Annotated in this window: 24 protein-coding genes; 15 read left to right on the forward strand and 9 right to left on the reverse strand. The window is 72.2% G+C overall.

Going from position 1 to position 22,191, the window contains the following annotated elements:
* Positions 1–9 precede the first annotated feature (9 nt).
* Positions 10–801: a VOC family protein gene (locus tag B446_RS27515; protein ID WP_020942697.1), complete on the reverse strand. Its 792-nt coding sequence runs from the start codon at positions 799–801 to the stop codon at positions 10–12.
* A 318-nt stretch (positions 802–1,119) separates the two neighbouring features.
* Here B446_RS27515 and B446_RS27520 point away from each other — a divergent pair, with 318 nt between their 5' ends.
* Positions 1,120–1,971 (forward strand): sulfurtransferase, encoded by an 852-nt coding sequence (locus B446_RS27520; RefSeq protein WP_020942698.1) that lies wholly within the window; start codon positions 1,120–1,122, stop codon positions 1,969–1,971.
* Between the two features lie 88 nt (positions 1,972–2,059).
* Here the strand turns inward: B446_RS27520 and sepH are convergent, their stop codons facing one another.
* Positions 2,060–3,100 (reverse strand): septation protein SepH, encoded by a 1,041-nt coding sequence (sepH, locus tag B446_RS27525; RefSeq protein ID WP_020942699.1) that lies wholly within the window; start codon positions 3,098–3,100, stop codon positions 2,060–2,062.
* A 479-nt stretch (positions 3,101–3,579) separates the two neighbouring features.
* Here sepH and B446_RS37465 point away from each other — a divergent pair, with 479 nt between their 5' ends.
* Positions 3,580–4,371 carry a hypothetical protein gene (locus tag B446_RS37465; RefSeq protein WP_020942700.1) on the forward strand — a complete coding sequence of 264 codons (792 nt, stop codon included), beginning with the start codon at positions 3,580–3,582 and terminating at the stop codon, positions 4,369–4,371.
* On the opposite strand, the gene B446_RS27535 is transcribed toward B446_RS37465, so the two are convergent.
* Positions 4,295–5,614, reverse strand: a complete 1,320-nt coding sequence (locus tag B446_RS27535; RefSeq protein ID WP_043476542.1) for a D-arabinono-1,4-lactone oxidase — start codon at positions 5,612–5,614, stop codon at positions 4,295–4,297. The two genes, B446_RS37465 and B446_RS27535, sit on opposite strands and share 77 nt — an antisense overlap.
* Positions 5,574–6,812, reverse strand: a complete 1,239-nt coding sequence (locus tag B446_RS27540; RefSeq protein ID WP_020942702.1) for an MFS transporter — start codon at positions 6,810–6,812, stop codon at positions 5,574–5,576. The genes B446_RS27535 and B446_RS27540 overlap by 41 nt, the downstream gene beginning before the upstream one ends.
* A 173-nt stretch (positions 6,813–6,985) precedes the next feature.
* Between B446_RS27540 and B446_RS27545 the strand changes: the two genes are divergently transcribed.
* Complete coding sequence (locus tag B446_RS27545; RefSeq protein ID WP_020942703.1) at positions 6,986–8,113, forward strand: ferrochelatase; 1,128 nt, start codon at positions 6,986–6,988, stop codon at positions 8,111–8,113.
* Between the two features lie 8 nt (positions 8,114–8,121).
* On the forward strand, positions 8,122–8,940 hold the full coding sequence (locus B446_RS27550) for an inositol monophosphatase family protein (RefSeq protein ID WP_020942704.1): 819 nt from the start codon (positions 8,122–8,124) through the stop codon (positions 8,938–8,940).
* A 77-nt stretch (positions 8,941–9,017) separates the two neighbouring features.
* Here the strand turns inward: B446_RS27550 and B446_RS39770 are convergent, their stop codons facing one another.
* On the reverse strand, positions 9,018–9,191 hold the full coding sequence (locus B446_RS39770; RefSeq protein WP_020942705.1) for a hypothetical protein: 174 nt from the start codon (positions 9,189–9,191) through the stop codon (positions 9,018–9,020).
* 416 nt (positions 9,192–9,607) lie between these two features.
* Here B446_RS39770 and B446_RS27555 point away from each other — a divergent pair, with 416 nt between their 5' ends.
* The 4 genes from B446_RS27555 (at position 9,608) to B446_RS27570 (ending at position 13,154) form a co-directional block, all read left to right on the forward strand.
* Positions 9,608–10,261 (forward strand): response regulator transcription factor, encoded by a 654-nt coding sequence (locus B446_RS27555; RefSeq protein ID WP_007387794.1) that lies wholly within the window; start codon positions 9,608–9,610, stop codon positions 10,259–10,261.
* Between the two features lie 6 nt (positions 10,262–10,267).
* Positions 10,268–11,515 carry a sensor histidine kinase gene (locus B446_RS27560; protein WP_020942706.1) on the forward strand — a complete coding sequence of 416 codons (1,248 nt, stop codon included), beginning with the start codon at positions 10,268–10,270 and terminating at the stop codon, positions 11,513–11,515.
* A 393-nt stretch (positions 11,516–11,908) separates the two neighbouring features.
* Complete coding sequence (locus tag B446_RS27565; protein WP_005481602.1) at positions 11,909–12,205, forward strand: DUF4193 domain-containing protein; 297 nt, start codon at positions 11,909–11,911, stop codon at positions 12,203–12,205.
* 13 nt (positions 12,206–12,218) lie between these two features.
* A complete protein-coding gene (locus B446_RS27570) occupies positions 12,219–13,154 on the forward strand; it encodes a hypothetical protein (protein WP_020942707.1) in 936 nt (311 codons plus the stop codon).
* Here B446_RS27570 and B446_RS27575 read toward each other — a convergent pair.
* Positions 13,151–13,618: a DUF3093 domain-containing protein gene (locus B446_RS27575; RefSeq protein WP_020942708.1), complete on the reverse strand. Its 468-nt coding sequence runs from the start codon at positions 13,616–13,618 to the stop codon at positions 13,151–13,153. The two genes, B446_RS27570 and B446_RS27575, sit on opposite strands and share 4 nt — an antisense overlap.
* Positions 13,619–13,676: 58 nt before the next feature.
* On the opposite strand from B446_RS27575, the gene B446_RS27580 reads away from it, so the two are divergent.
* From B446_RS27580 to B446_RS27610, 7 genes are all read left to right on the forward strand, one after another.
* Positions 13,677–14,261, forward strand: a complete 585-nt coding sequence (locus B446_RS27580; protein WP_043476544.1) for a PaaI family thioesterase — start codon at positions 13,677–13,679, stop codon at positions 14,259–14,261.
* Positions 14,258–14,836, forward strand: a complete 579-nt coding sequence (gene dut, locus B446_RS27585) for a dUTP diphosphatase (RefSeq protein ID WP_020942710.1) — start codon at positions 14,258–14,260, stop codon at positions 14,834–14,836. The genes B446_RS27580 and dut overlap by 4 nt, the downstream gene beginning before the upstream one ends.
* Position 14,837: 1 nt before the next feature.
* Positions 14,838–15,599: a DUF3710 domain-containing protein gene (locus B446_RS27590; protein WP_020942711.1), complete on the forward strand. Its 762-nt coding sequence runs from the start codon at positions 14,838–14,840 to the stop codon at positions 15,597–15,599.
* 287 nt (positions 15,600–15,886) lie between these two features.
* Entirely contained in the window at positions 15,887–18,463 is a 2,577-nt protein-coding gene (locus B446_RS27595) for an ATP-binding protein (RefSeq protein WP_020942712.1), read from the forward strand.
* The gene (locus B446_RS27600) at positions 18,460–19,146 is read left to right on the forward strand and encodes a response regulator (protein WP_020942713.1); all 687 of its coding nucleotides are present in this window, start codon (positions 18,460–18,462) and stop codon (positions 19,144–19,146) included. The genes B446_RS27595 and B446_RS27600 overlap by 4 nt, the downstream gene beginning before the upstream one ends.
* An 82-nt stretch (positions 19,147–19,228) precedes the next feature.
* The gene (locus B446_RS27605) at positions 19,229–19,627 is read left to right on the forward strand and encodes an OB-fold nucleic acid binding domain-containing protein (RefSeq protein WP_078614821.1); all 399 of its coding nucleotides are present in this window, start codon (positions 19,229–19,231) and stop codon (positions 19,625–19,627) included.
* A gap of 3 nt (positions 19,628–19,630) precedes the next feature.
* Positions 19,631–20,416 carry a DUF3159 domain-containing protein gene (locus B446_RS27610; protein WP_020942715.1) on the forward strand — a complete coding sequence of 262 codons (786 nt, stop codon included), beginning with the start codon at positions 19,631–19,633 and terminating at the stop codon, positions 20,414–20,416.
* A gap of 150 nt (positions 20,417–20,566) precedes the next feature.
* Here the strand turns inward: B446_RS27610 and B446_RS27615 are convergent, their stop codons facing one another.
* The 3 genes from B446_RS27615 to B446_RS40810 all read right to left on the reverse strand — a co-directional run bounded on the left by B446_RS27615 (position 20,567) and on the right by B446_RS40810 (position 22,158).
* On the reverse strand, positions 20,567–21,238 hold the full coding sequence (locus B446_RS27615; RefSeq protein ID WP_020942716.1) for a potassium channel family protein: 672 nt from the start codon (positions 21,236–21,238) through the stop codon (positions 20,567–20,569).
* The gene (locus tag B446_RS27620) at positions 21,238–21,909 is read right to left on the reverse strand and encodes a potassium channel family protein (protein WP_020942717.1); all 672 of its coding nucleotides are present in this window, start codon (positions 21,907–21,909) and stop codon (positions 21,238–21,240) included. The genes B446_RS27615 and B446_RS27620 overlap by 1 nt, the downstream gene beginning before the upstream one ends.
* Before the next feature lie 114 nt (positions 21,910–22,023).
* Positions 22,024–22,158, reverse strand: coding sequence for a hypothetical protein (locus B446_RS40810; protein ID WP_268825454.1), 135 nt, complete (start codon positions 22,156–22,158; stop codon positions 22,024–22,026).
* Between the last annotated feature and the right edge of the window lie 33 nt (positions 22,159–22,191).

Here is a 22,191-nt window from a genome sequence, read left to right on the forward strand (position 1 = left end):
GACAGCCGGTCAGTGCGGGTCCTCGATCACCGAGAACACCGCACCCTCCGGGTCCGCGACCGCGGCGACCCGGCCGTGCTCGCTGTCGTGGGCCGGGCCGAGCACCCGGCCGCCCAGCTCCTCGACCAGGCGCAGGGTCTCGTCGACGTCGGCGACCTCGAAGTAGGTCAGCCAGTGCGAGCCCCGGTCGCGCGGCAGCGCGTGTCCCACGCCGTGCAGGCCGGCCACCGGACGGCCGCCGAGGTCCAGGACGACATGGTCGAAGCCGGGGGACACCACCGGCTCCTCCTCGTACCCGAACACCGTCTCGTAGAACTTGGCGACGCTCTCGGTCTCGAAGGTGAGCAGCTCGTTCCAGGCGGGCGTGCCCGGCACCCCGCTGAGCGTCGCGCCGAGGTGGGACGCCCCCTGCCAGATGCCGAACACCGCGCCGGAGGTGTCGGAGGCGATGGCCATGCGCCCGGCCTCCGCCGCGTCCAGCGGTCCCACCGCCACCGTGCCACCGCACAGCCGTACCTGGTCGGCCGTCCGGTCCACGTCGTCCGAGGCGAAGTAGGGCGTCCAGGCGACCGGCAGCCGCTGGTCCGGCGTCAGCCGGCCGATGCCCGCCACGTCCTGACCGTCCAGCAGCGCCCGCACGTACGGGCCGAGCTGCTGCGGTCCGGGCCGGAACTCCCAGCCGAACAGGGCCCCGTAGAACTCCTCGGTCGCGGCCAGCCCGTGCACCATCAGGCTCACCCAGCAGGGTGTGCCGGGCGCGCGACGCGCGCGTGGACCGGCCGACTCCCGTGCCTCGGTCATCGATCACTCTCTCCCCGGCCCCTCGCGGTGGCCGTGTCGCATCCGCTCCCGGACGGTGCGTGCCGCTGCGCGTGCACGCCCGTGCCGGTACCCACATCCCCCGAGGTGCTGCTCGCCGGGCCGCGCCGATCGCCCGGTGCCGTCTTCGGAAGGATGCCCGATCGGCCGTCTTTCGCCGCTTCACGACGATGGCCGACGGGTGTTCGACAGATGTACAGCGTGTGCCCGATCCCGTACGCCTGGTGATCGAGCCTGTCCGGCCGAGCAGAGTAGCCGTACCTGGACGCCGCGGCCACCCCTGGCGTAAGGATGGACCTCATGACAGCCATCATCACCGCAACCGAACTCGCCGAGGACCTGGCCGGACAGGCCCCGCCGGTCCTGCTGGACGTCCGCTGGCAGCTGAGCACGGCGAAGGCGGCGGGCGTCCCGGCCTTCGACGGCCGGGCCGAGTACGCGGCCGGGCATCTTCCCGGCGCGGTCTTCGTCGACCTGGACCGGGAGCTGGCCTCCGCCGCCGGGGAGCACGGCCGCCATCCCCTGCCGGACCTCGCGGAGTTCGGCGCGGCCATGCGGCGCGCGGGCGTGTCGTCGGGCCGGCCGGTCGTCGTCTACGACGGCGGGCAGGGCTGGGCGGCGGCGCGCGCGTGGTGGCTGCTGCGCTGGACGGGTCACCCGGACGTGCGGGTCCTCGACGGCGGGTTGCCGTCCTGGCGGGGTGAGTTGTCGACGGAGCCGGTCACCCCGGCCGAGGGCGACTTCGAACCGGCGCCCGCCGCGGCCGGGTTGCTGGACGCGGACGCGGCCGCCGCCCTGGCCCGCTCGGGCGTGCTGCTCGACGCGCGCGCGGGGGAGCGGTACCGCGGTGAGGTGGAGCCGATCGACCCGGTCGGCGGCCACATCCCGGGCGCGGTGTCGGCGCCGACGACCGAGAACGTGGGCCCGGACGGCCGGTTCCTGCCCGCGGCCGACCTGCGCGACCGCTTCAAGGCCCTGGGCGTGTCCGGGGACGCGCCGGTGGGCGTCTACTGCGGCTCGGGCGTCTCGGGCGCCCACGAGGTGCTGGCCCTCGCGGTGGCGGGCGTTCCGGCGGCGCTCTACGTGGGCTCCTGGTCGGAGTGGTCGGCGGACCCGGCCCGTCCGGTCGCCGTGGGCCCCGACCCGCAGTAGGCACGGGAAGACACGGCGAAGCGGGGACACGCGCGCGTGCCCCCGCTTCACCCGGTCCGTCAGCCCTTCATACGGACGTACGTCCGGTTTACTCCTGCTTCTTGCGTCGGGTACCGAACACGATCTCGTCCCAGCTCGGGACCGCCGCACGGCGGCCGGGGCGGACGCCGTCGGCCTCGGCCTGCCGGTCGGTGGACCCGATGAGCCGGTCGCGGTGGCTGCCGACCGAGCGCGGCATGAGGACGTCCGCGTAGGCCGAACCGGCCGAGGCCGCGGGCGCCGGCGGCTCCTCCGCCTCGGGCTCCTCGACGGGCTCCTCCGTGACCTCGACGGGCCGTTCCGGTACGACCAGGTCGCCCCGGAAGCTCGGCACCGCCTCCAGCAGGCTGGTCAGCGAGTCGCGTTCGCCCGTGCTCTCCTCGGCGGGCTCGGACGCCTGCGCCGGCAGACTCGGGCGGTCCCGGTCGACGCGGTCGAGCGTGCGGTCCAGCGGACGGTCGCGCGGCAGCCGGGCGATGCGCGGCACGAACGGGAAGCTCGGCTCCGCAACGGCGAGGTCGTCGGACTCGCCGATCAGCGAGCGGGCCTCGTCGTCCACGGCCTGGACGAGCCGCCGGGGCGGGTCGTACGTCCAGCTCGCCGAGTGCGGTTCGCCGGCCACCAGGTAGACGAGCAGGACCTCCCAGGTGCCGTCGTCGCGGCGCCAGGAGTCCCACTGCACGGTGTCCTTCTCGGCGCCGCGCAGCAGCAGCCGTTCCTGGACGGCCTCGCCGAGCAGGGGGCCCGAGTTCTCGCCGGGGCGGCGGACCGGGGTCTTGCGGGCGCGCTCGGCCATGAAGGCGCGTTCGGCCAGCACCGGACCCTCGAAGCGCCGTACCCGGTCGACGGGGATGCCGGCGAGCTGGGCGACCTCTTCCGCGGTGGCACCGGCTCGTATACGCGCCTGGATGTCACGGGGGCGGAGATGGCTCTCCACCTCGATCTCGATCTGGCCGAGGCGGGGCCGGTCGCCGCGCACGGCGGCGCGCAGCCGCTCGTCGATCGGAAGCGTGTACTCCGTTGCGTCGGCAGCCTTCAGCACCAGCCGTGTGCCGTCATTCGAGACGGCCACGACACGCAGTTCGGGCATGGGGACCTCCCGGGTGGTGCCTGCCGACGTCACGTGCGTCGCTGCTTCCGCTAGTCGAGTGTGGCCTGCCCGGGTGCAGCCTGCCACAACCTTGCCGAGTTGCCCGGCGTGTCGGGCACGGGCCCTGGATCGCCGTTATGGCACGGTTACCTGTTCGCAACGCTAAGTGACAAACTCCGTCACTCTGTGCAACTAGCCCCCTCCCGGCGGTCCTGCGAGGCCGCGGACACCCTGGTGGGGGACCGGACCCAGGGCTCGCAACAGTACTCCATTTGGACCATGTGCGTGGATGGGCACGCCGTCCAACTTCTCGCAAGGGACGTGACTTGGCCGCCCGCAACCGGTTTCGCGGATCATGAAGGTGGCGAACTTCACGCAATCCCCAGAAACGGAACTAATGGTTTCGTTCGCACGTCCCTTTCTCGTGCAGACGATCCATCACGTCGCTCAAGCATGAGAAAGGGAGGCAAGTTCCGGGTATGCGTGAAACGCCCGATGCGGGTCGCAAGCGGATCGACCTGAGCGTCCCCCAGGTCGCCGGCAGCGCCCTCGCGGCGGTCGTGGCGGCCAAACTGGCCTCGTACTTCGGGGTGTACGGCACGATCCTCGGCGCCGGCGTCGTCAGTGTGGTCGCCAGCTGCGGCGGCACCCTCTTCCAGCATTTCTTCCGTCGTACGGGTGAACAGCTGAGGGAGGCGAAGCCGCCCGTCCGCCCCCGCCGGGAAGGCGCACCCGCTCCCGACGGGTTCGGCGAGGGGACCGTGTACCGGTCCCGGACGCGGACCTGGCGGCGCCCGGTCGTCGCGGCCGCCGTCGTCTTCTCGGTCACCATGGCCGGCATCACGGCGTACGAGCTGGTGTCCGGCAGCAGCTTCAGCGGCGGCAGGGGCACCACGGTCAGCGACGCGGTCGGCGAGCACGGCCGGTCCGTCCCGAGGACCGGTGGGACCGGATCCGCGACACGGCCCCCGGCCCCCGCCGCCGACCCGTCCTCCGGGTCCTCCGGCTCGTCCGGGTCCTCAGGGTCCGGCTTGTCGGAGGGGACCGCAGGGGCGGCCGCGTCGCCGTCCGGCGCACCTTCGGCGGGCGCCGCGGGCGGCGGCACGGACCCGGGCGCGACCTCCGTGCCGTCCGGGACGGCGAGCCCGCGCCCGAGCGGCGACCCGGCACCCGCGCCCAGCGGGTCCACGGCCGCTACGCCCCCAGGACCCTCCGCAAGTAGTCGTTCTGGAACAGGCGTTCCGGGTCCAGCCGGTCCCGCAGTGCCGTGAACTCGCCGAAGCGCGGATACACCCGGGAGAGGTAATCGGCGTCCCGGGTGTGCACCTTGCCCCAGTGCGGCCGGCCCTCGTGCGCCGTGAAGATGCGCTCGGCCGCCGTGAAGTAGGCGTGGTACGGCGTCCCCCGGAACATGTGGACGGCGACGTACGCGCTGTCCCGGCCGGAGGCGGTGGACAGGGTGATGTCGTCGGCGGGGGCGGTGCGCACCTCCACCGGGAAGCTGACGCGCAGCCCGGAGCGGTCGACCATGGTCTTCAGCTCGCGCAGCGTCTCGGCCAGGGCCGCGCGCGGAACGGCGTACTCCATCTCCACGAAGCGCACTCGGCGCGGCGAGGTGAACACCTTGTAGGGGATGTCCGTGTACGTCCGCGCGGACAGGGCCTTGCTGGACACCCGGGCGATGGCCGGAATGGCCGCGGGCGCCCCGCGCCCCACCCACTGGGCCACCTGGAAGACGCCGTTGGAGAGGAACTCGTCCTCGAACCACCCGGCCAGCTGCCCCACCGGCTGCTCCGGGCCGGCGCTGCGGTTGTTCCGCTTGGTGTTCGTGTTGCCGGTGTGCGGGAACCAGTAGAACTCGAAGTGCTCGTTCTCGGCCCACAGTTGGTCGAACTCGGCCAGAACCCGGTCGAAGGGCATCGGCTCCTCGCGGGCGGTGAGCAGGAACAGGGGCTCGACGGCGAAGGTGAGCGCGGTGACGATGCCGAGCGCGCCCAGGCCGATCCGGGCGGCCGCGAAGACCTCCGGGTTCTCCTTTTCGGAGCAGGTCAGCACCGAGCCGTCCGCCGTGACCAGTTCGAGTCCCCTGATCTGGGCGGCTATCGAGCCGGACTCGCGGCCGGTGCCGTGCGTGCCGGTGCTGACGGCGCCCGAGACGGTCTGCTCCATGATGTCGCCCATGTTGGTGAGCGACAGGCCCTCGCGCGCCAGCGCGGTGTTGAGCCTCTTGAGCGGGGTGCCGGCCTCGACCGTCACGGTCATGGCGTCCCGGTCGATGCCGCGGATGCCGGCCAGCAGCCGCGGGCGGATCAGCACGCCGTCGGTGGCGGCGATGGAGGTGAAGGAGTGCCCGGTGCCGACCGCCTTCACCTTCAGGCCGTCCTCGGCGGCCGCACGCACCGCGGCGGCCAGTTCCGCCACCGAGGCCGGTTCGACCTGACGGACGGGACGGGCGGTGACGTTGCCGCCCCAGTTACGCCAGGTGCCGTTCTTCGCGCTCACTGTGGTGCTCAACGGTGCCTCCCCGCCCCGCGGCCGGCCTGCGCAGCCGGCGGAACCCGAGGAAACCGACCGTGACCGCGACGGCTCCGGAGACGGCCGGAACCCCGTACCCGGCCCGCGCGCCGGCTGCGTCGATCACCCAGCCGGCCGCTGAGGAGCCGAGCGCGACGCCGACCGCGAGGCCGGTGCTCACCCAGGTCATGCCCTCGGTGAGCTTCGCGCGAGGTACGTGCTCTTCGATGAGGGACATCGTCGTGATCATCGTCGGTGCGATGGACAGCCCCGAAACGAACAGCGCCACGGCCAGAAGCGGCAGGTTTCCGACCAGTAGGAGGGGGATCATACTCACGGCCGTCGCCGCCACGCCCAGCAGCCAGCGGCGTTCCGGCGCCCCGGCGAACCGCATCAGCCCGAAGACCGCGCCCGCCAGGCAGGAGCCGGCCGCGTACAGCGCGAGGACGACGCTCGCGGCGCCCTTGTGGCCGCGCTCGTCGGCGAAGGCCACCGTGACCACGTCGACGGACCCGAAGATCGTCCCGGTCGCCACGAAGGTGAGCACCAGCACCTGGAGCGGCGCCGAGCGCAGCGCGCTGCCGCCGCCGTGGTGCTCGCGCGGGTGCGGCTCCGGCTCGGTGGCCCGCTGGGCGGTCAGCCAGAAGACACCGGCGGCCAGGAAGCAGGCGGCCAGCAGGGGCCCCGCCTCCGGGAACCAGGCCGTGCACAGGCCGATGGAGATGATCGGCCCGAAGATGAAGCACGCCTCGTCCACCACCGACTCGAACGAGTAGGCGGTGTGCAGCTTCTGCGTGCCCCGGTACAGGGCGGCCCAGCGGGCCCGGATCATCGCGCCCAGGCTCGGCACGGACCCGATGCCGGCGGCGCACACGAACAGCACCCAGTCCGGCCACTCGAAGTGCGCGGCCAGCAGCAGCCCCGCCGCGGCCGTGAGCGCCACCAGGGTCGCGGGGCGCAGCACCCGGCGCTGCCCGTGCCGGTCGACCAGCCGGGAGATCTGCGGGCCGATCACGGCGGCGGACAGGGCGATGGTGGCCGACAGCGCGCCCGCGAGGCCGTAGCGCCCGGTGAGCTGGGAGACCATCGTGACCACGCCGATGCCCATCATCGACAGCGGCATACGGCCGAGGAAGCCCGCTGCGGAGAAGCTCTTGGTGCCGGGCTCGGCGAACAGGGCGCGGTAGGGGCTGGGCACGTGGTCTCCGAGGGAGGATCGGTAAGGCGCGATTGCGGCTGATACAGCTTACGAGTTAGGTGACCCTAAACGCACCGGGGAGAACGGCGGGAAATTCCCGGCCGAACCGGCCGCAATCCGACTCTCCACCGCACTGCGTCCCCGCTGTCGGTGCCGGGTGGGAGGATCAGGACATGCCAGACGCGCTCGATGCCAGCCCCTACGACGCCCTGCTCCTGCTCTCCTTCGGCGGACCCGAGGGCCCCGACGACGTGGTCCCGTTCCTGGAGAACGTCACCCGCGGCCGTGGCATCCCGAAGGAACGCCTGAAGGAAGTCGGACAGCACTACTTCCTGTTCGGCGGGGTCAGCCCCATCAACGACCAGAACCGCGCCCTGCTGGACGCGCTGCGCGAGGACTTCGCCGGGCACGGTCTCGACCTGCCGGTCTACTGGGGCAACCGCAACTGGGCGCCGTACCTGACGGACACCCTGCGCGAGCTGACGGCCGACGGCCACCGCCGCGTCCTGGTGCTCGCCACCAGCGCCTACGCCTCCTACTCGGGCTGCCGCCAGTACCGCGAGAACCTCGCCGACGCGCTGGCCGCCCTGGAGGCCGAGGGCCTGGAGCCGCCGAAGGTCGACAAGCTCCGGCACTACTTCAACCACCCCGGGTTCGTCGAGCCCATGGTCGACGGGGTGCTGCGCTCGCTCGCGGACCTCCCCGAGGACGTCCGCGACGGCGCCCACATCGCCTTCACCACCCACTCCATCCCGACCTCGGCGGCCGACACCTCCGGCCCGGCCGAGGCCCACGGCGACGGCGGCGCCTACGTCGCGCAGCACCTGGACGTGGCCCGGCTGGTCGCCGACGCCGTCCGCGAGCGCACCGGCGTCGACCACCCCTGGCAGCTCGTCTACCAGTCCCGCTCCGGCGCCCCGCACATCCCCTGGCTCGAGCCGGACATCTGCGACCACCTGGAGGAGCGGCACGCCGCCGGTGTCCCGGCCGTCGTCATGGCCCCGATCGGCTTCGTCTCCGACCACATGGAGGTCCTCTACGACCTCGACACCGAGGCCAGGGCCAAGGCGGAGGAGCTGGGCCTGCCCGTGCGCCGCTCGGCCACCGTGGGCGCCGACCCGCGGTTCGCCGCCGCCGTCCGCGACCTCGTCCTGGAGAGGGCCGGCGCGGAACGCGGCCAGGAGGTCGCCCGCTGCGCCCTGGGCGCCCTCGGCGCGAGCCACGACCTCTGCCCGGTCGGCTGCTGCCCCGCCCGTGCCCCCCGCCCCGCCGCCGCGGGCGCCGACAGCCCCTACGCGTGAGGAGCCCCGTGACCGACGCCGCCCTTCACCGGGAACTGCTCGACCTGGCCCTGGAGGCCGCCGGCCGGGCCGGTGAGCTGCTGCGCGACGGCCGCCCCGCCGACCTGGCGGTGGCCCGGACGAAGTCGAGCCCCATCGACGTCGTCACCGAGATGGACATCGCGGCCGAGAAGCTGATCACCGACCTGATCTCCGGGCGGCGCCCCGACGACGGCTTCCTCGGCGAGGAGGGCGCCTCCGTGGCGGGCACCAGCGGCGTCCGCTGGGTGATCGACCCGCTCGACGGCACCGTGAACTACCTGTACGGGCTGCCGACCTGGGCGGTGTCCATCGCGGCCGAACACGACGGCGAGACCGTCGTCGGGGTCGTCGCGGCCCCGATGCGCGGCGAGACGTACCACGCGGTACGCGGCGGCGGCGCCCACGCGACCGGCGCCTGGGAGGGCGAGCGCGCTCTGTCCTGCCGCCCCGCACCCCCGCTGGACCAGGCACTGGTCTCCACCGGCTTCAACTACGTCGCCGCGGTCCGCGCCCACCAGGCCGAGGTCGCCGGCCGCCTCGTCCCGCTGCTGCGCGACATCCGGCGCAGCGGATCGGCCGCCGTCGACCTGTGCGACGTGGCCTGCGGCCGGCTCGACGGCTACTACGAGCGCGGACTCCACGCCTGGGACGTCGCGGCGGGCGACCTGATCGCCCGGGAGGCGGGCGCCCTGACCGGTGGACGGCCCGGAGAGCGCCCCGGACGCGACCTGACGGTGGCGGGCACCCCCGGCGTCTTCGAGCCCCTCCAGCGGCTGCTGGAGGACTTCGGGGCCTGGCACGACTGACCGGTTCCGGGGCACACGCCAAAAGCGGGACCCCCGGCGCTGGATTCGCCGGGGGCCCCGCTCGTGCGCTTGGCCGGTCAGACGCGTGACGCGCCGACTTCCACACCGTGTTCGGCGGCGAGGCGGCGCAGGTCGTCGAGCTCTGCCTGCTCCACCTCGACGAGGAAGTCGTCGCCCTCGTCACGAGCCCGGGTCAGGTCGGACTCGGTCGCCTTTATGCGCTGGAGAAGCCCTGCGGTGAATGCGTCCATGCTGCGCCCCCTCGTCCTGGGTCGTGGGTCGGGTGGCACGGGGGTGTGCCGTTCGGAAGGGGCGATCACGTCTTGCGCGGGTGCCCAGCGCAGCCCTGGCCGGGCGGCGACGGTGCCGGACATCCGCGCCCGCTCTGCGGAAGCGGACCGCGATGTACCGCATGGTGTTGCGGCACGTGCAGAGCGTGATCGCGGGGTGTAAAGCCGTCCTCCCCCCGCTCCCTTCCGCGGAAACCTCAACCGCTCGAAAAAATCCCGCATTCCCGGGCCCGTGACCGGATGTCTGCCGCGCGAACCCCGCCTTACAGCCGACTTATGGCCGAAAAGGGCAGGATGGAGGTCACATCCCACGGACACCCCTGCCCGCAGCGCGCCCACGGCGCGCTGCGCGGGCGGACACAGGAAGGACAAGCGACGTGCGCGTACTCGTCGTCGAGGACGAGCAACTGCTCGCCGATGCGGTGGCCACCGGACTGCGCCGGGAGGCCATGGCCGTCGACGTCGTGTACGACGGCGCGGCCGCCCTCGAACGCATCGGCGTCAACGACTACGACGTGGTCGTCCTCGACCGCGACCTCCCGCTCGTGCACGGCGACGACGTCTGCCGCAGGATCGTGGAGCTGGGCATGCCCACCCGGGTGCTCATGCTCACCGCCTCCGGTGACGTGAGCGACCGCGTCGAGGGCCTGGAGATCGGCGCCGACGACTACCTTCCCAAGCCGTTCGCGTTCAGCGAGCTGATCGCGCGGGTGCGCGCCCTCGGACGGCGCACCAGCGTGCCCCTGCCGCCGGTCCTGGAGCGCGCCGGCATCAAGCTCGACCCCAACCGCCGCGAGGTCTTCCGCGACGGCAAGGAGGTCCAGCTCGCGCCCAAGGAGTTCGCCGTCCTGGAGGTCCTGATGCGTAGCGAGGGCGCGGTCGTCTCGGCCGAGCAGCTGCTGGAGAAGGCCTGGGACGAGAACACCGACCCGTTCACCAACGTCGTGCGCGTGACCGTCATGACGCTGCGCCGCAAGCTCGGCGAGCCGCCCGTGATCGTCACGGTGCCCGGCTCCGGATACCGGATCTGATCCGCCGTGGCCGCGACACCCGCGCCGCCCCAGGCGCCTCCGAAACCCACCTGGGACCCCAGGAGGCCGCAGCCGCCCTTCCCGTGGCTGCGCCCGACCATCCGCATACGGCTCACGCTGCTCTACGGCGGCATGTTCCTGATCGCCGGCATCCTGCTGCTGTCGATCATCTACCTGCTGGCGGCGCAGGCGATCAACAGCGGCAACCAGCCGCTGTTCAAGATCGTCAGCTTCCAGAAGCTCCAGGTCTCCAGCGACAACTGCCCGGCGATCAACACCAACAGCCTGCCGCTGCAGGACTTCAGGGACGCCATCGCGCACTGCATGGACCAGCAGCGCCAGACGGCCCTCGACGACCTGCTCAGCCGCTCGCTGCTGGCCCTGCTGGGCCTCGCCGTGATCGCCTTCGCGTTCGGCTACGCGATGGCCGGGCGCGTGCTGTCGCCGCTCGGCCGGATCACCCGCACCGCGCGCGCGGTGGCCGGCTCCGACCTGTCCCGGCGGATCGAGCTGGACGGTCCCGACGACGAGCTCAAGGAGCTGGCGGACACCTTCGACGACATGCTGGAGCGCCTGCAGCGGGCCTTCACCGCCCAGCAGCGCTTCGTCGGCAACGCCTCCCACGAGCTGCGCACCCCGCTGGCGATCAACCGCACGCTGCTGGAGGTGCACCTGTCCGATCCGGGCGCCCCGGTGGAGCTGCAGCAGCTCGGCAGGACGCTCCTGGCCACCAACGAGCGCAGCGAGCAGCTGGTGGAGGGCCTGCTGCTGCTCGCCCGCAGCGACAACCAGATCGTCGAGCGCAAGCCGGTGGATCTCGCGGAGGTGGCCGGCCAGGCCGTCGACCAGGTGCACGCCGAGGCCGAGGCCAAGGGCGTCGACATCCGGGGCGAGTGCAAGACCGCCGTGGTGCAGGGCAACGGGGTGCTGCTGGAGCGGATCGCGCTGAACCTGGTGCAGAACGCGGTGCGCTACAACGTGCCCGAGGACGGCTGGGTGGAGGTGGCCACCGAGGTCGAGCACGGACAGGCGGTGCTCACGGTGTCGAACACCGGCCCGGTGGTACCCGCGTACGAGATCGACAATCTCTTCGAGCCCTTCAGACGGCTCCGTACGGAGCGCACGGGCAGCGACAAGGGCGTCGGTCTGGGTCTGTCCATCGTGCGGTCCGTGGCCCGCGCGCACGGCGGCCACATCGTGGCCAGGCCCCGAGAGGGCGGTGGTCTGGTGATGCGTGTCACCCTGCCGCTGTGACCGGCATCCGACACACGCGGAGGATGTTCGCTTTGCGCGGAATTTTCTGACCACCGTCCGGGGTTCCACTTGTGTGATCAATCACATGGGCGGATTTCCGGCCATGTACTCTCTGTGATCATGACAGGGCCCGCAAAGCCGGGAAAATCCTTGTTTTCAGGGCTCTTGATCACGGGAAGTACACGGTGAGGCGCCTTTGAGGTGCGGCATTCGAACCGTGTACGGTCCTCACCGCCATCCAAGGCGATCACCTTCGGGAGATCGGGTTGGGTGTCGATTGAGTAACAGACCTTGATGTGAGGCAAAATCTCCGCCTCAGGTCGGGCACAAGTCCGGCCTCTCACGCGTTACGTGCGCTGGAGACACCGCAGACACCCAGAGGGGGAGAGCGACATGGCAACCGATTACGACACTCCACGCAAGACCGACGACGACGTCGACTCGGACAGCCTTGAAGAGCTGAAGGCCCGCCGGAACGACAAGTCCACCTCAGCGGTGGACGTCGACGAGTTCGAGGCCGCAGAGGGCCTCGAGCTTCCGGGCGCCGACCTCTCGAACGAGGAGCTGGCCGTCCGCGTACTGCCGAAGCAGCAGGACGAGTTCACCTGCATGAGCTGCTTCCTGGTACATCACCGCAGCCAGCTGGCCCGGGAGAAGAACGGTCAGCCGATCTGCCGCGACTGCGACTGAGGACGGGTCGGCCGTGACCGGCTCGACCCCTCCACGGAAGCGCCGCTTCTCCAGGCGGGGAGCGGACAAGGGGCCGTACGACGGCCCGCACGGCGCGCGTGACGACGAGCGGGGCTCACCCGACGCGGGAGCCTCGCTCGAAGCGGCGTCCGGCCAGGACCGGCCGGCGCCGGCCGCACAGCCCGCGCCCGTCGCCAGGCGGCGGGTCGCGGTGGTCCGGGACAAGGCCCGGCACTTGGCCCGGGAAGGCGCCCGCAGGGGCGGCAGCCGGGCTCGCGCGGGGCTGTCCTACCTCGCGGACCGCATCATCGAGATCGCCCCGCGTGTCCCCGTACGCGACCTCGCGACCCTGCGCAGGCAGTTCCCGGGTCTCGGACCCGAGCAGCTCGCCGACAAGCTCGTCGCGGGCGCGGCGGCCGGGACCTCGACCGTCGGGGCCGGGATCGGCGCGGCGGCGATGCTGCCGGTGCCGCCGGCCATGCCGACCGAGCTGGCCGCCGAGATCACCGGCGTGGCGGCGATCGAGCTCAAGCTGATCGCCGAACTGCACGAGGTGTACGGCGTACGCCCGCAGGGGAACCTGAAGGTCCGCAGCACCGCGTACCTGTCCTCCTGGTCGGGGGAGCGCGGGATCAACGTGATGAGACCGTCGACCGTCGACGCGGCCCTCGGCGGCCAGATGAAGCGCGAACTGCGCCAGCAGATCATGAAGCGGATGGTCAGGGACCTGCCCAACCTGATGCCGTTCATGGTGGGCGCCGCGGTGGGCGCGGCCATGAACCGCCGGGACACCAAGAAGCTCGCCGCCCGGATCAGGGCGGATCTGCGCAAGGTCCAGGTGCCGTGGGACGAGCTGTCGGGGCTTCCCGCCCTGGAGCGCCCCGAGCACCCGCTGAGACTGGGCGACCTGCCCGAGGTGCTGGGCGACCGCCCCGACGACGTGCCCTAGGCCTTCTGCTCGCTGCGGGCCGCCTCGATCGCCGCCGCCAGCCGCTCCGGCTCCCGCGTCGACAGGTACAGGTACGGCGTCGGGTCCTCCGGGTCGGTGACCTCCACCCGCAGGGCCCCGGGGATGTAGGCGCGCAGCAGCAGGAAGGCGCGGGTGTCGGCCTTGTACGTGCGCCAGGCGCGCGCCTCCTCCGCGTCCAGCACCTCCGACCCGCCGAGTGCCGAGACCGGGATCCGCGCCTCGCCCGCGATCAGGAAGCCGCCCACGACCCGGATGCGGGGGGATCCGTAGGCGCTGGCCACCACGGCGGCCGCGGCCGTGCCGCCGACCAGGCCGCCGAGCAGCGGCAGCGTGCCGAAGGGGAGCAGGATCAGGGCGAACGAGACGCCCACGAGGAAACTGATCAGCCACCACGAGCGCGGGGCGGTGAGGCGTTCTTCGTAGGGGGTGGCGGAGTGCTGCATGGAGCCAAGCTTGGCACGGTATCCGCAACCCGCCGACGCGCGGGTAAGGTCTGCGGACGTGAGTGGTAGTTCCGCAGCTCTTCAGCCTCCCGCCGACGCGGTGAAACCCGTACGGCACCCCGACGCTCCCGCACCCGGCGAGCTTCTCGGCGCCCACTACGAACACTGTTTCGGATGTGGGCACGAGCAGCCGCACGGGCTGCACCTGGAGGCGCGCGCCGGCGAGGGCGTCTCGCTGACCGCCGAGTTCACCGTCCAGCCCGCCCACCAGGGCGCCCCGGGCCTCGCGCACGGCGGGGTGCTGGCCACCGCCCTCGACGAGACCCTCGGCTCGCTGAACTGGCTGCTGCGCACCATCGCCGTCACCGGCCGGCTGGAGACGGACTTCGTCCGGCCCGTCCCGGTGGGCACCACGCTGCACCTGGCGGCGGAGGTCACCGCCGTGGCCGGGCGGAAGATCTACTCCACCGCCACCGGGCGGATCGGCGGCCCCGAGGGGCCCGTCGCCGTGCGCGCCGACGCCCTCTTCATCGAGGTCAAGGTCGACCACTTCATCGACCACGGCCGCGACGAGGAGATCAAGGCCGCCATGAGCGACCCCGACCGGATCCGGCGCGCCCGCGCCTTCGAGGTGAACCCGTGACGCCCGACCCCGCCACGGCCCCCGGTGCCCGCGGCCCCCTGGACGTACTCATCCGCCGTGTCGACGCGGACGTACCGCTCCCGGCGTACGAGCACCCGGGCGACGCGGGGGCCGATCTGCGCACCACCGAGGCGTGCGAACTGGCACCCGGTGAGCGGGCCGTCCTGCCCACGGGAGTGTCGATCGCCCTCCCCGAGGGGTACGCGGCCTTCGTGCACCCACGGTCCGGGCTGGCCGCCCGCTGCGGTGTCGCCCTGGTGAATGCCCCGGGGACGGTTGATGCCGGGTACCGTGGGGAGATCAAGGTGATCGTGGTGAATCTCGACCCGCGCGAGTCCGTGCGGTTCGAGCGCTTCGACCGGATCGCCCAACTGGTCGTCCAGCAGGTCGAGAGGGTCCGCTTCCAGGAGGTCGCGGAGCTTCCCGGCTCGGCGCGGGCCGAAGGGGGCTTCGGGTCCACCGGTGGTCATGCCGCGGTGGGCGACGAGAGCGGCACAAGCGGTCGGGCCGCCGATGGCGGTCCGGCGGGTGGGAATCGATACGCTTCGGTCGTATCCGACCGGGAAGGACAGTGACGTGTTCGGACGTCGCAACAAGAAGGGTGCCGCCGAGGACGCGGCCGGCGAGGCCGAGCAGGTCGTCGACAGCGTCGACACCGAGGCGGACGAGGTGGAGGCCGAGCGCGAGCGCGTCCGGCTGGAGCCCGAGCCCAGGCCCGACGGGCCGTGGGACAGCAGCGAGGTGCGCGACCCGGGCGAGGGGCGCGTCGACCTCGGCGGGCTGTTCGTGCCGGGCGTCGACGGCATGGAGCTGCGGGTCGAGGTGGCCGGTGACGCGATCGTCGCGGCGACCGTCGTGCTGCGCGACAGCGCCGTCCAGCTGCAGGCCTTCGCCGCACCCAAGCGTGAGGGCATCTGGGGCGAGGTCCGCGAGGAGATCGCGGGCGGCATCACCCAGCAGGGCGGCATCGTCGACGAGGTCGAGGGTCCGCTGGGCTGGGAGCTGCGGGCCCAGGTGCCGGTGCAGCTGCCGGACGGCACCGGCGGCTTCCAGGTCGTGCGGTTCATCGGTGTGGACGGCCCGCGCTGGTTCCTGCGCGGTGTGATCTCCGGCCAGGGCGCCGTCCAGCCACAGGCCGCCGGTCTGCTGGAACAGATCTTCCGGGACACCGTCGTGGTCCGCGGCGAGGGCCCGATGGCGCCCCGCGACCCGATCGTCCTCAAGCTGCCGAACGACGCCCAGATGGTCCCCGAGGGCGTCCAGCAGGAGGAGGGCTCGCGCTTCTCCGGCGGTATGGGCCAGCTCCAGCGGGGCCCGGAGATCACCGAGGTCCGCTAGACACCCCGCTCGACGAGCGGTGCAAGGGCCGTACCCCTGGAGGTGCGGCCCTTTCGCCTGCGCGGATGGCACGTGCGGGCCGCGGCCCCCGCCCGAACCGTGGAACGCCCGGACGCCCGCAGCCGGGTTGCGCCGGGCCTCGGCCCCGCCGGTGCGGCGGGCCGGGCCCCCGGCCGTCAGAGTCGCGTCAAAGACCGTCGGGGAACGGGCCGGCCGGCCGTTCGGCCACATCCTTGGCCGTAGGGTCGACGCTGCGTACACAGCAGTCACGGGAAGACAATGGGGCCATGGCGCGCGGCAAGCTTCGGATCTACCTCGGTGCGGCACCGGGCGTGGGCAAGACCTACGCCATGCTGTCCGAGGCGCACCGGCGTGTCGAGCGGGGCACCGACTGCGTCGTCGGCCACGTCGAACACCATGACCGGCCGCGCACCGAGGTGATGCTGCACGGCCTGGAGCAGGTGCCGCGCAGACGGCTGGAGCACCGGGGCGCGGCCTTCGCCGAGATGGACGTCGACGCGGTGCTGCACCGGGCGCCCGCCGTCGCCCTGGTGGACGAACTCGCGCACACCAACGTGCCCGGTTCCCGCAACGCCAAGCGCTGGCAGGACGTCGAGGAACTGCTCGCCGCCGGGATCGACGTCGTCTCGACCGTCAACATCCAGCACCTGGAGTCCCTGGGTGACGTGGTCGAGTCGATCACCGGGGTGCGCCAGCGCGAGACCGTCCCGGACGAGGTCGTCCGCCGGGCCGACCAGATCGAACTGGTCGACATGTCCCCGCAGGCCCTGCGCCGCCGCATGGCGCACGGCAACATCTACCAGCCGGACAAGGTCGACGCCGCCCTGTCCAACTACTTCCGGCCCGGCAACCTCACCGCCCTTCGCGAGCTGGCGCTGCTGTGGGTGGCCGACCGGGTCGACGAGTACCTGAACGCCTACCGCAGCGAGCACCAGGTCTCCCGGATCTGGGGCTCCCGCGAGCGGATCGTGGTCGGGCTGACCGGCGGGCCCGAGGGCCGCACCCTGATCCGGCGCGCTGCGCGGCTCGCCGAGAAGGGCGCCGGCGGCGAGGTGCTCGCCGTCTACATCTCCCGCAGCGACGGCCTGACCTCGGCCTCGCCGAAGGAACTGGCCGTGCAGCGCACCCTGGTGGAGGACCTGGGCGGCACCTTCCACCACGTGGTCGGCGACGACATCCCGGCCTCCCTGCTCGACTTCGCGCGCGGCGTCAACGCCACCCAGATCGTGCTCGGCTCCTCGCGCCGCAAGGCCTGGCAGTACGTCTTCGGGCCCGGCGTCGGCGCCACGGTCGCCCGGGAGTCGGGACCCGACCTCGACGTCCACATCGTCACCCACGAAGAGGTCGCCAAGGGCCGCGGACTGCCCGTCGCCCGGGGCGGGCGGCTCGGCCGGACCCGGATCGTCTCGGGCTGGCTGGTCGGCCTGGCCGGCCCGGCGATCTTCGCGGTGCTGCTGAACACCGTCGACCTCGGCCTCGCCAACGACATGCTGCTGTTCCTCGCCGTGACGGTGGCCGCGGCCCTGCTCGGCGGCCTGCTGCCGGCCCTCGCCTCGGCGGCCTTCGGCTCCCTGCTGCTGAACTACTTCTACACCCCGCCGCTGCACCGGCTGACCGTCGCCGATCCCAAGAACATCGTGGCCATCGCGATCTTCTTCGGTGTCGGCATGTCGGTCGCCTCGGTGGTCGACCTCGCCGCCCGGCGCACCCACCAGGCCGCCCGGCTGCGCGCCGAGTCCGAGATCCTCTCCTTCCTCGCCGGCAACGTGCTGCGCGGCGAGACCGGCCTCGACGAACTGCTGGAGCGGGTCCGGGAGACCTTCGCCATGGAGTCGGCGGCCCTGCTGGAACGGGCGGGTGACGTCGAGCCATGGACCTGCGCGGGCCGCGCCGGGTTCGGGCCCCCGCTCGGACGACCCGAGGACGCCGACGTCGACATGCCGGTCGGCGACCACATGGCCCTCGCGCTGACCGGCCGGGTGCTGCCCGCCGAGGACCGCCGGGTGCTCGCCGCCTTCGCCGCGCAGGCCGCCGTCGCCCTCGACCGCAGGCGCCTGCAGGAGGAGGCGGACCAGGCCAAGGAGCTGGCCGAGGGCAACCGCATCCGCACCGCGCTGCTCGCCGCCGTCAGCCACGACCTGCGCACCCCGCTCGCCGGGATCAAGGCCGCGGTCTCCTCCCTGCGCTCCGAGGACGTGGCCTGGTCCGAGGAGGACCGGGCTGAGCTGCTGGAGGGCATCGAGGAGGGCGCCGACCGGCTCGACCACCTCGTGGGCAACCTCCTCGACATGTCCCGTCTGCACACCGGCACCGTCACCCCGCTCATCCGCGAGATCGACGTGGACGAGGTGGTCCCGATGGCGCTGTTCGGCGTCCCCGAGGACAGCGTCGAGCTGGACGTGCCCGAGACGCTGCCCATGGTCGCCGTCGACCCCGGGCTGCTGGAGCGGTCGGTGGCCAACCTCGTGGAGAACGCCGTCAAGTACAGCCCGGCCCGGCACCGGGTCCTGGTGTCCGCCAGCGCCCTGGTGGACCGGGTCGAGGTGCGGGTCGTGGACCGCGGGCCGGGGGTGCCGGACGAGGCGAAGGACCGGATCTTCGAACCCTTCCAGCGGTACGGCGACGCCCCGCGCGGCGCCGGGGTGGGCCTGGGCCTCGCGGTGGCCCGGGGCTTCGCCGAGGCCATGGGCGGCAGCCTGAACGCCGAGGACACCCCGGGCGGCGGGCTCACCATGGTGCTCAGCCTGCGCGCCGCCGGGACGCGTCCCGAGCACCTCCCTGCCGGGGAGCCCGGCACATCGGCCGGGGAGCCCGGCACAGAACCGGAAAGGCAGGCCTCATGACCCGTGTGCTCGTGGTCGACGACGAGCCGCAGATCGTGCGTGCCCTCGTGATCAACCTCAAGGCGCGCAAGTACGACGTCGACGCGGCACCCGACGGCAGGACCGCCCTCGACCTCGCCGCCTCCCGCCACCCGGACGTGGTCGTCCTCGACCTCGGGCTGCCGGACATGGACGGCGTGGAGGTGATCAGGGGGCTGCGCGGCTGGACCCGGGTGCCGATCCTGGTCCTGTCCGCCCGCCACTCCTCCGACGAGAAGGTCGAGGCGCTCGACGCCGGCGCCGACGACTACGTCACCAAGCCCTTCGGCATGGACGAACTGCTCGCCCGGCTGCGGGCCGCCGTGCGCCGGGCCGAGCCGGTCGGGCCCGGCGAGGACGACGTGACGACGGTGGAGACCGAGGGCTTCACCGTCGACCTCGCCGCGAAGAAGGTCAACCGGGCCGGCCGGGACGTCCGGCTCACCCCGACCGAGTGGCACCTGCTGGAGGTGCTGGTCCGCAGCCCCGGCCGGCTGGTCAGCCAGAAGCAGCTGCTCCAGGAGGTGTGGGGGCCCTCGTACGGCACCGAGTCCAACTACCTGCGCGTGTACATGGCCCAGCTGCGCAGGAAGCTGGAGGCGGACCCCGCGCACCCGAGGCACTTCATCACGGAGCCGGGGATGGGCTACCGGTTCGAGAGGTGAACCCACGAGGTGAACTCCGGAGGTGTATCCAGGAGGTGAGCTGCCTTACAGCCCTCTCGGCGGGTCCCGGTACGCTTCAGATATGAGTGCTGTTCCTCGTTCCGAAAAGCCGGCCGGCCGGTTCCGGCGGATGCTCGACCGGCTCTCCACGTCGCAGGAGGACCTGGAGTCGGAGGAGCTGCGGGAGGACACCGAGACCGCCGGTTGCGTCCGGATCGGTGACTGCCGTGACCGGCAGATCGTCACCGTAACTGGTACCTTGCGCACGGTCACCCTGCGACCGCGCGCCGGAGTCCCGGCCCTGGAGGCCGAACTGTTCGACGGCTCGGCCGCGCTGGACGTGGTGTGGCTCGGCAGGCGCTCCATCGTGGGCATAGAACCGGGGCGCAAGCTGATCGCATCGGGCCGGATCTCGATGAGCCGGGGCCGCCGTGTGCTGTTCAACCCGAAATACGAACTGCGACCCCTCGGACGGGAGTAGCCGGTGACGTCCCTCGACAAGCCGACCGAAGACACCGAACAGACCCAGCCGGACGAGGCCCGCGACGCCCGCGCGGTCACCGAGGCCGCGCTGTTCGAGGCGTTCGGCGGTGTCCGCGGCATGGTCGAGACGGTCCTGCCCGGGCTGCTCTTCGTCGCGATCTTCACGATCAACAAGGACCTGCACATCTCGGCGATCGCCGCGCTGGCCGTGTCGCTGGTGCTGGTGGTGGTGCGGCTGGTCCGCAAGGACACCGTCAAGCACGCCTTCAGCGGCGTCTTCGGCGTGGCCTTCGGCGTCGTCTTCGCGATGTTCACCGGCAACGCCAAGGACTTCTACCTGCCCGGCATGCTCTACACGCTGGGCCTGGCACTGGCCTACATCGTCACGACCCTCGCCGGGGTCCCGCTGATCGGCCTGATCCTCGGCCCGGTCTTCAAGGAGAACCTCTCCTGGCGCACCCGTAATCCGGGCCGCAAGAAGGCCTACGCCAAGGCCAGTTGGGCCTGGGGCCTGATCCTGCTCGCCAAGTGCGCGATCCTCTTCCCGCTGTACTGGTGGGCCAACACGGCCCAGCTCGGCTGGGTGCTGGTCGCGCTGAAGATCCCGCCGTTCCTGCTCGCGGTCTGGCTCACCTGGGTCTTCCTGGCGAAGGCACCCGCGCCGATCGACGTCTTCGCGGAGATGGAAGAGGCCGAGAAGGCCGAGAAGGCGGAGAAGGAGCGCAAGGCCGCCCTGGCCGGCGACGCCGGCGACCCGTCGGGCGGACGGCACCGCCGGGGCGCGTAGGGCGGCCGGCGGACGCGACGCCACGGCCCTCCGCGACCAGAACCACGCGAAGGGCGCCCTCGGCAGCGAGGGCGCCCTTCGTCGTACCGGCTCACACCGGCTCGTACGGCCCACACCGGCTCGTACCCGTACAGCCCCGTCAGGAGACCGTCACGCGTCCTCGCGGCGCACGGACAGCAGCTCCTCCAGCTGCTCCTCCCGGGCCTGGGCGGCCACGAAGAGCAGTTCGTCGCCCGGCTCCAGGGAGTCCTCCCGGGACGGGGTCAGGACCCGGTTGCCCCGGATGATCGTGACCAGCGAGGTGTCCTGCGGCCACTCCACGTCGCCGACCTGGGTGCCGGCCAGGGCCGACTCCTCGGGCAGGGTCAGCTCGACGAGGTTGGCGTCGCCGTGGCTGAAGCGGAGCAGCCGGACCAGGTCGCCGACGCTCACCGCCTCCTCGACCAGGGCCGACATCAGACGCGGCGTGGACACGGCGACGTCGACGCCCCACGACTCGTTGAACAGCCACTCGTTCTTCGGGTTGTTCACCCGGGCGACGACGCGCGGAACGCCGTACTCCGTCTTGGCGAGCAGCGAGACCACCAGGTTGACCTTGTCGTCACCGGTCGCGGCGATCACCACGTTGCAGCGCTGCAGCGCGGCCTCGTCCAGCGACGTGATCTCACAGGCGTCGGCCAGCAGCCACTCCGCCTGCGGCACCCGCTCCACCGAGATGGCGGTCGGGGCCTTGTCGATGAGCAGGACCTCGTGGCCGTTCTCCAGCAGCTCGCCCGCGATCGAGCGGCCGACGGCGCCGGCTCCGGCAATGGCGACCCTCATCAGTGACCGCTCTCCTCTTCCGGGCCCCCGGCGAACGCCGCCTCGACCTTCTCCACGTCGTCCGTCCGCATCATCACGTGCACCAGGTCGCCCTCCTGCAGCACCGTCTGCGAGGTGGGCAGGACCGCCTCGCCCAGGCGGGTCAGGAACGCCACGCGGACGCCGGTCTCCTCCTGGAGCCGGCTGATCTTGTGACCGACCCACTTGGGGGAGGCGTGCACCTCGGCGAGCTGCACCCCGCCGGTGGGGTCGCGCCACAGGGGCTCGGCGCCCGAGGGCAGCAGACGGCGCAGCATCTGGTCGGCGGTCCAGCGGACCGTGGCCACGGTGGGGATGCCCAGGCGCTGGTAGACCTCGGCGCGGCGCGGGTCGTAGATACGGGCGGCCACGTTCTCCACACCGAACATCTCGCGGGCCACGCGCGCGGAGATGATGTTGGAGTTGTCACCGCTGGAGACGGCGGCGAAGGCGCCGGCCTCCTCGATGCCCGCCTCGCGCAGGGTGTCCTGGTCGAAGCCGACACCGGTGACCCGGCGTCCCCCGAATCCCGGGCCCAGCCGGCGGAAGGCGGTGGGGTCCTGGTCGATCACGGCGACCGTGTGGCCCTGTTGCTCCAGGGTCTGGGCGAGAGCGGAGCCCACTCTTCCGCAGCCCATGATGACGATGTGCACGACCGTCCTTCCGGTGTCCAAAAGTTACTGCTCAGCATCAGGGTCTCAGACCGACGCCCAAAGCTACACAGGAGCCGTGCGGGCTGGGCACCCCCGTGTCCCGGATCGTGGCGATCACTGGCCCGGTTCGCTGTCCGGGACCACGGAGGGCAGGTCCCGGCGAGTGATGCTGCGCACGCTGAACAGGGTCAGGATTCCGAGGCCGAGCAGTGCGACCGTGGCACCGATCAGCTCCGCGGTCGCGGGCATGGGACCTCCGAAGTGCGATGACAGGCGGGATTT

This window comes from Streptomyces collinus Tu 365, from assembly GCF_000444875.1.
Taxonomy (GTDB): domain Bacteria; phylum Actinomycetota; class Actinomycetes; order Streptomycetales; family Streptomycetaceae; genus Streptomyces; species Streptomyces collinus_A.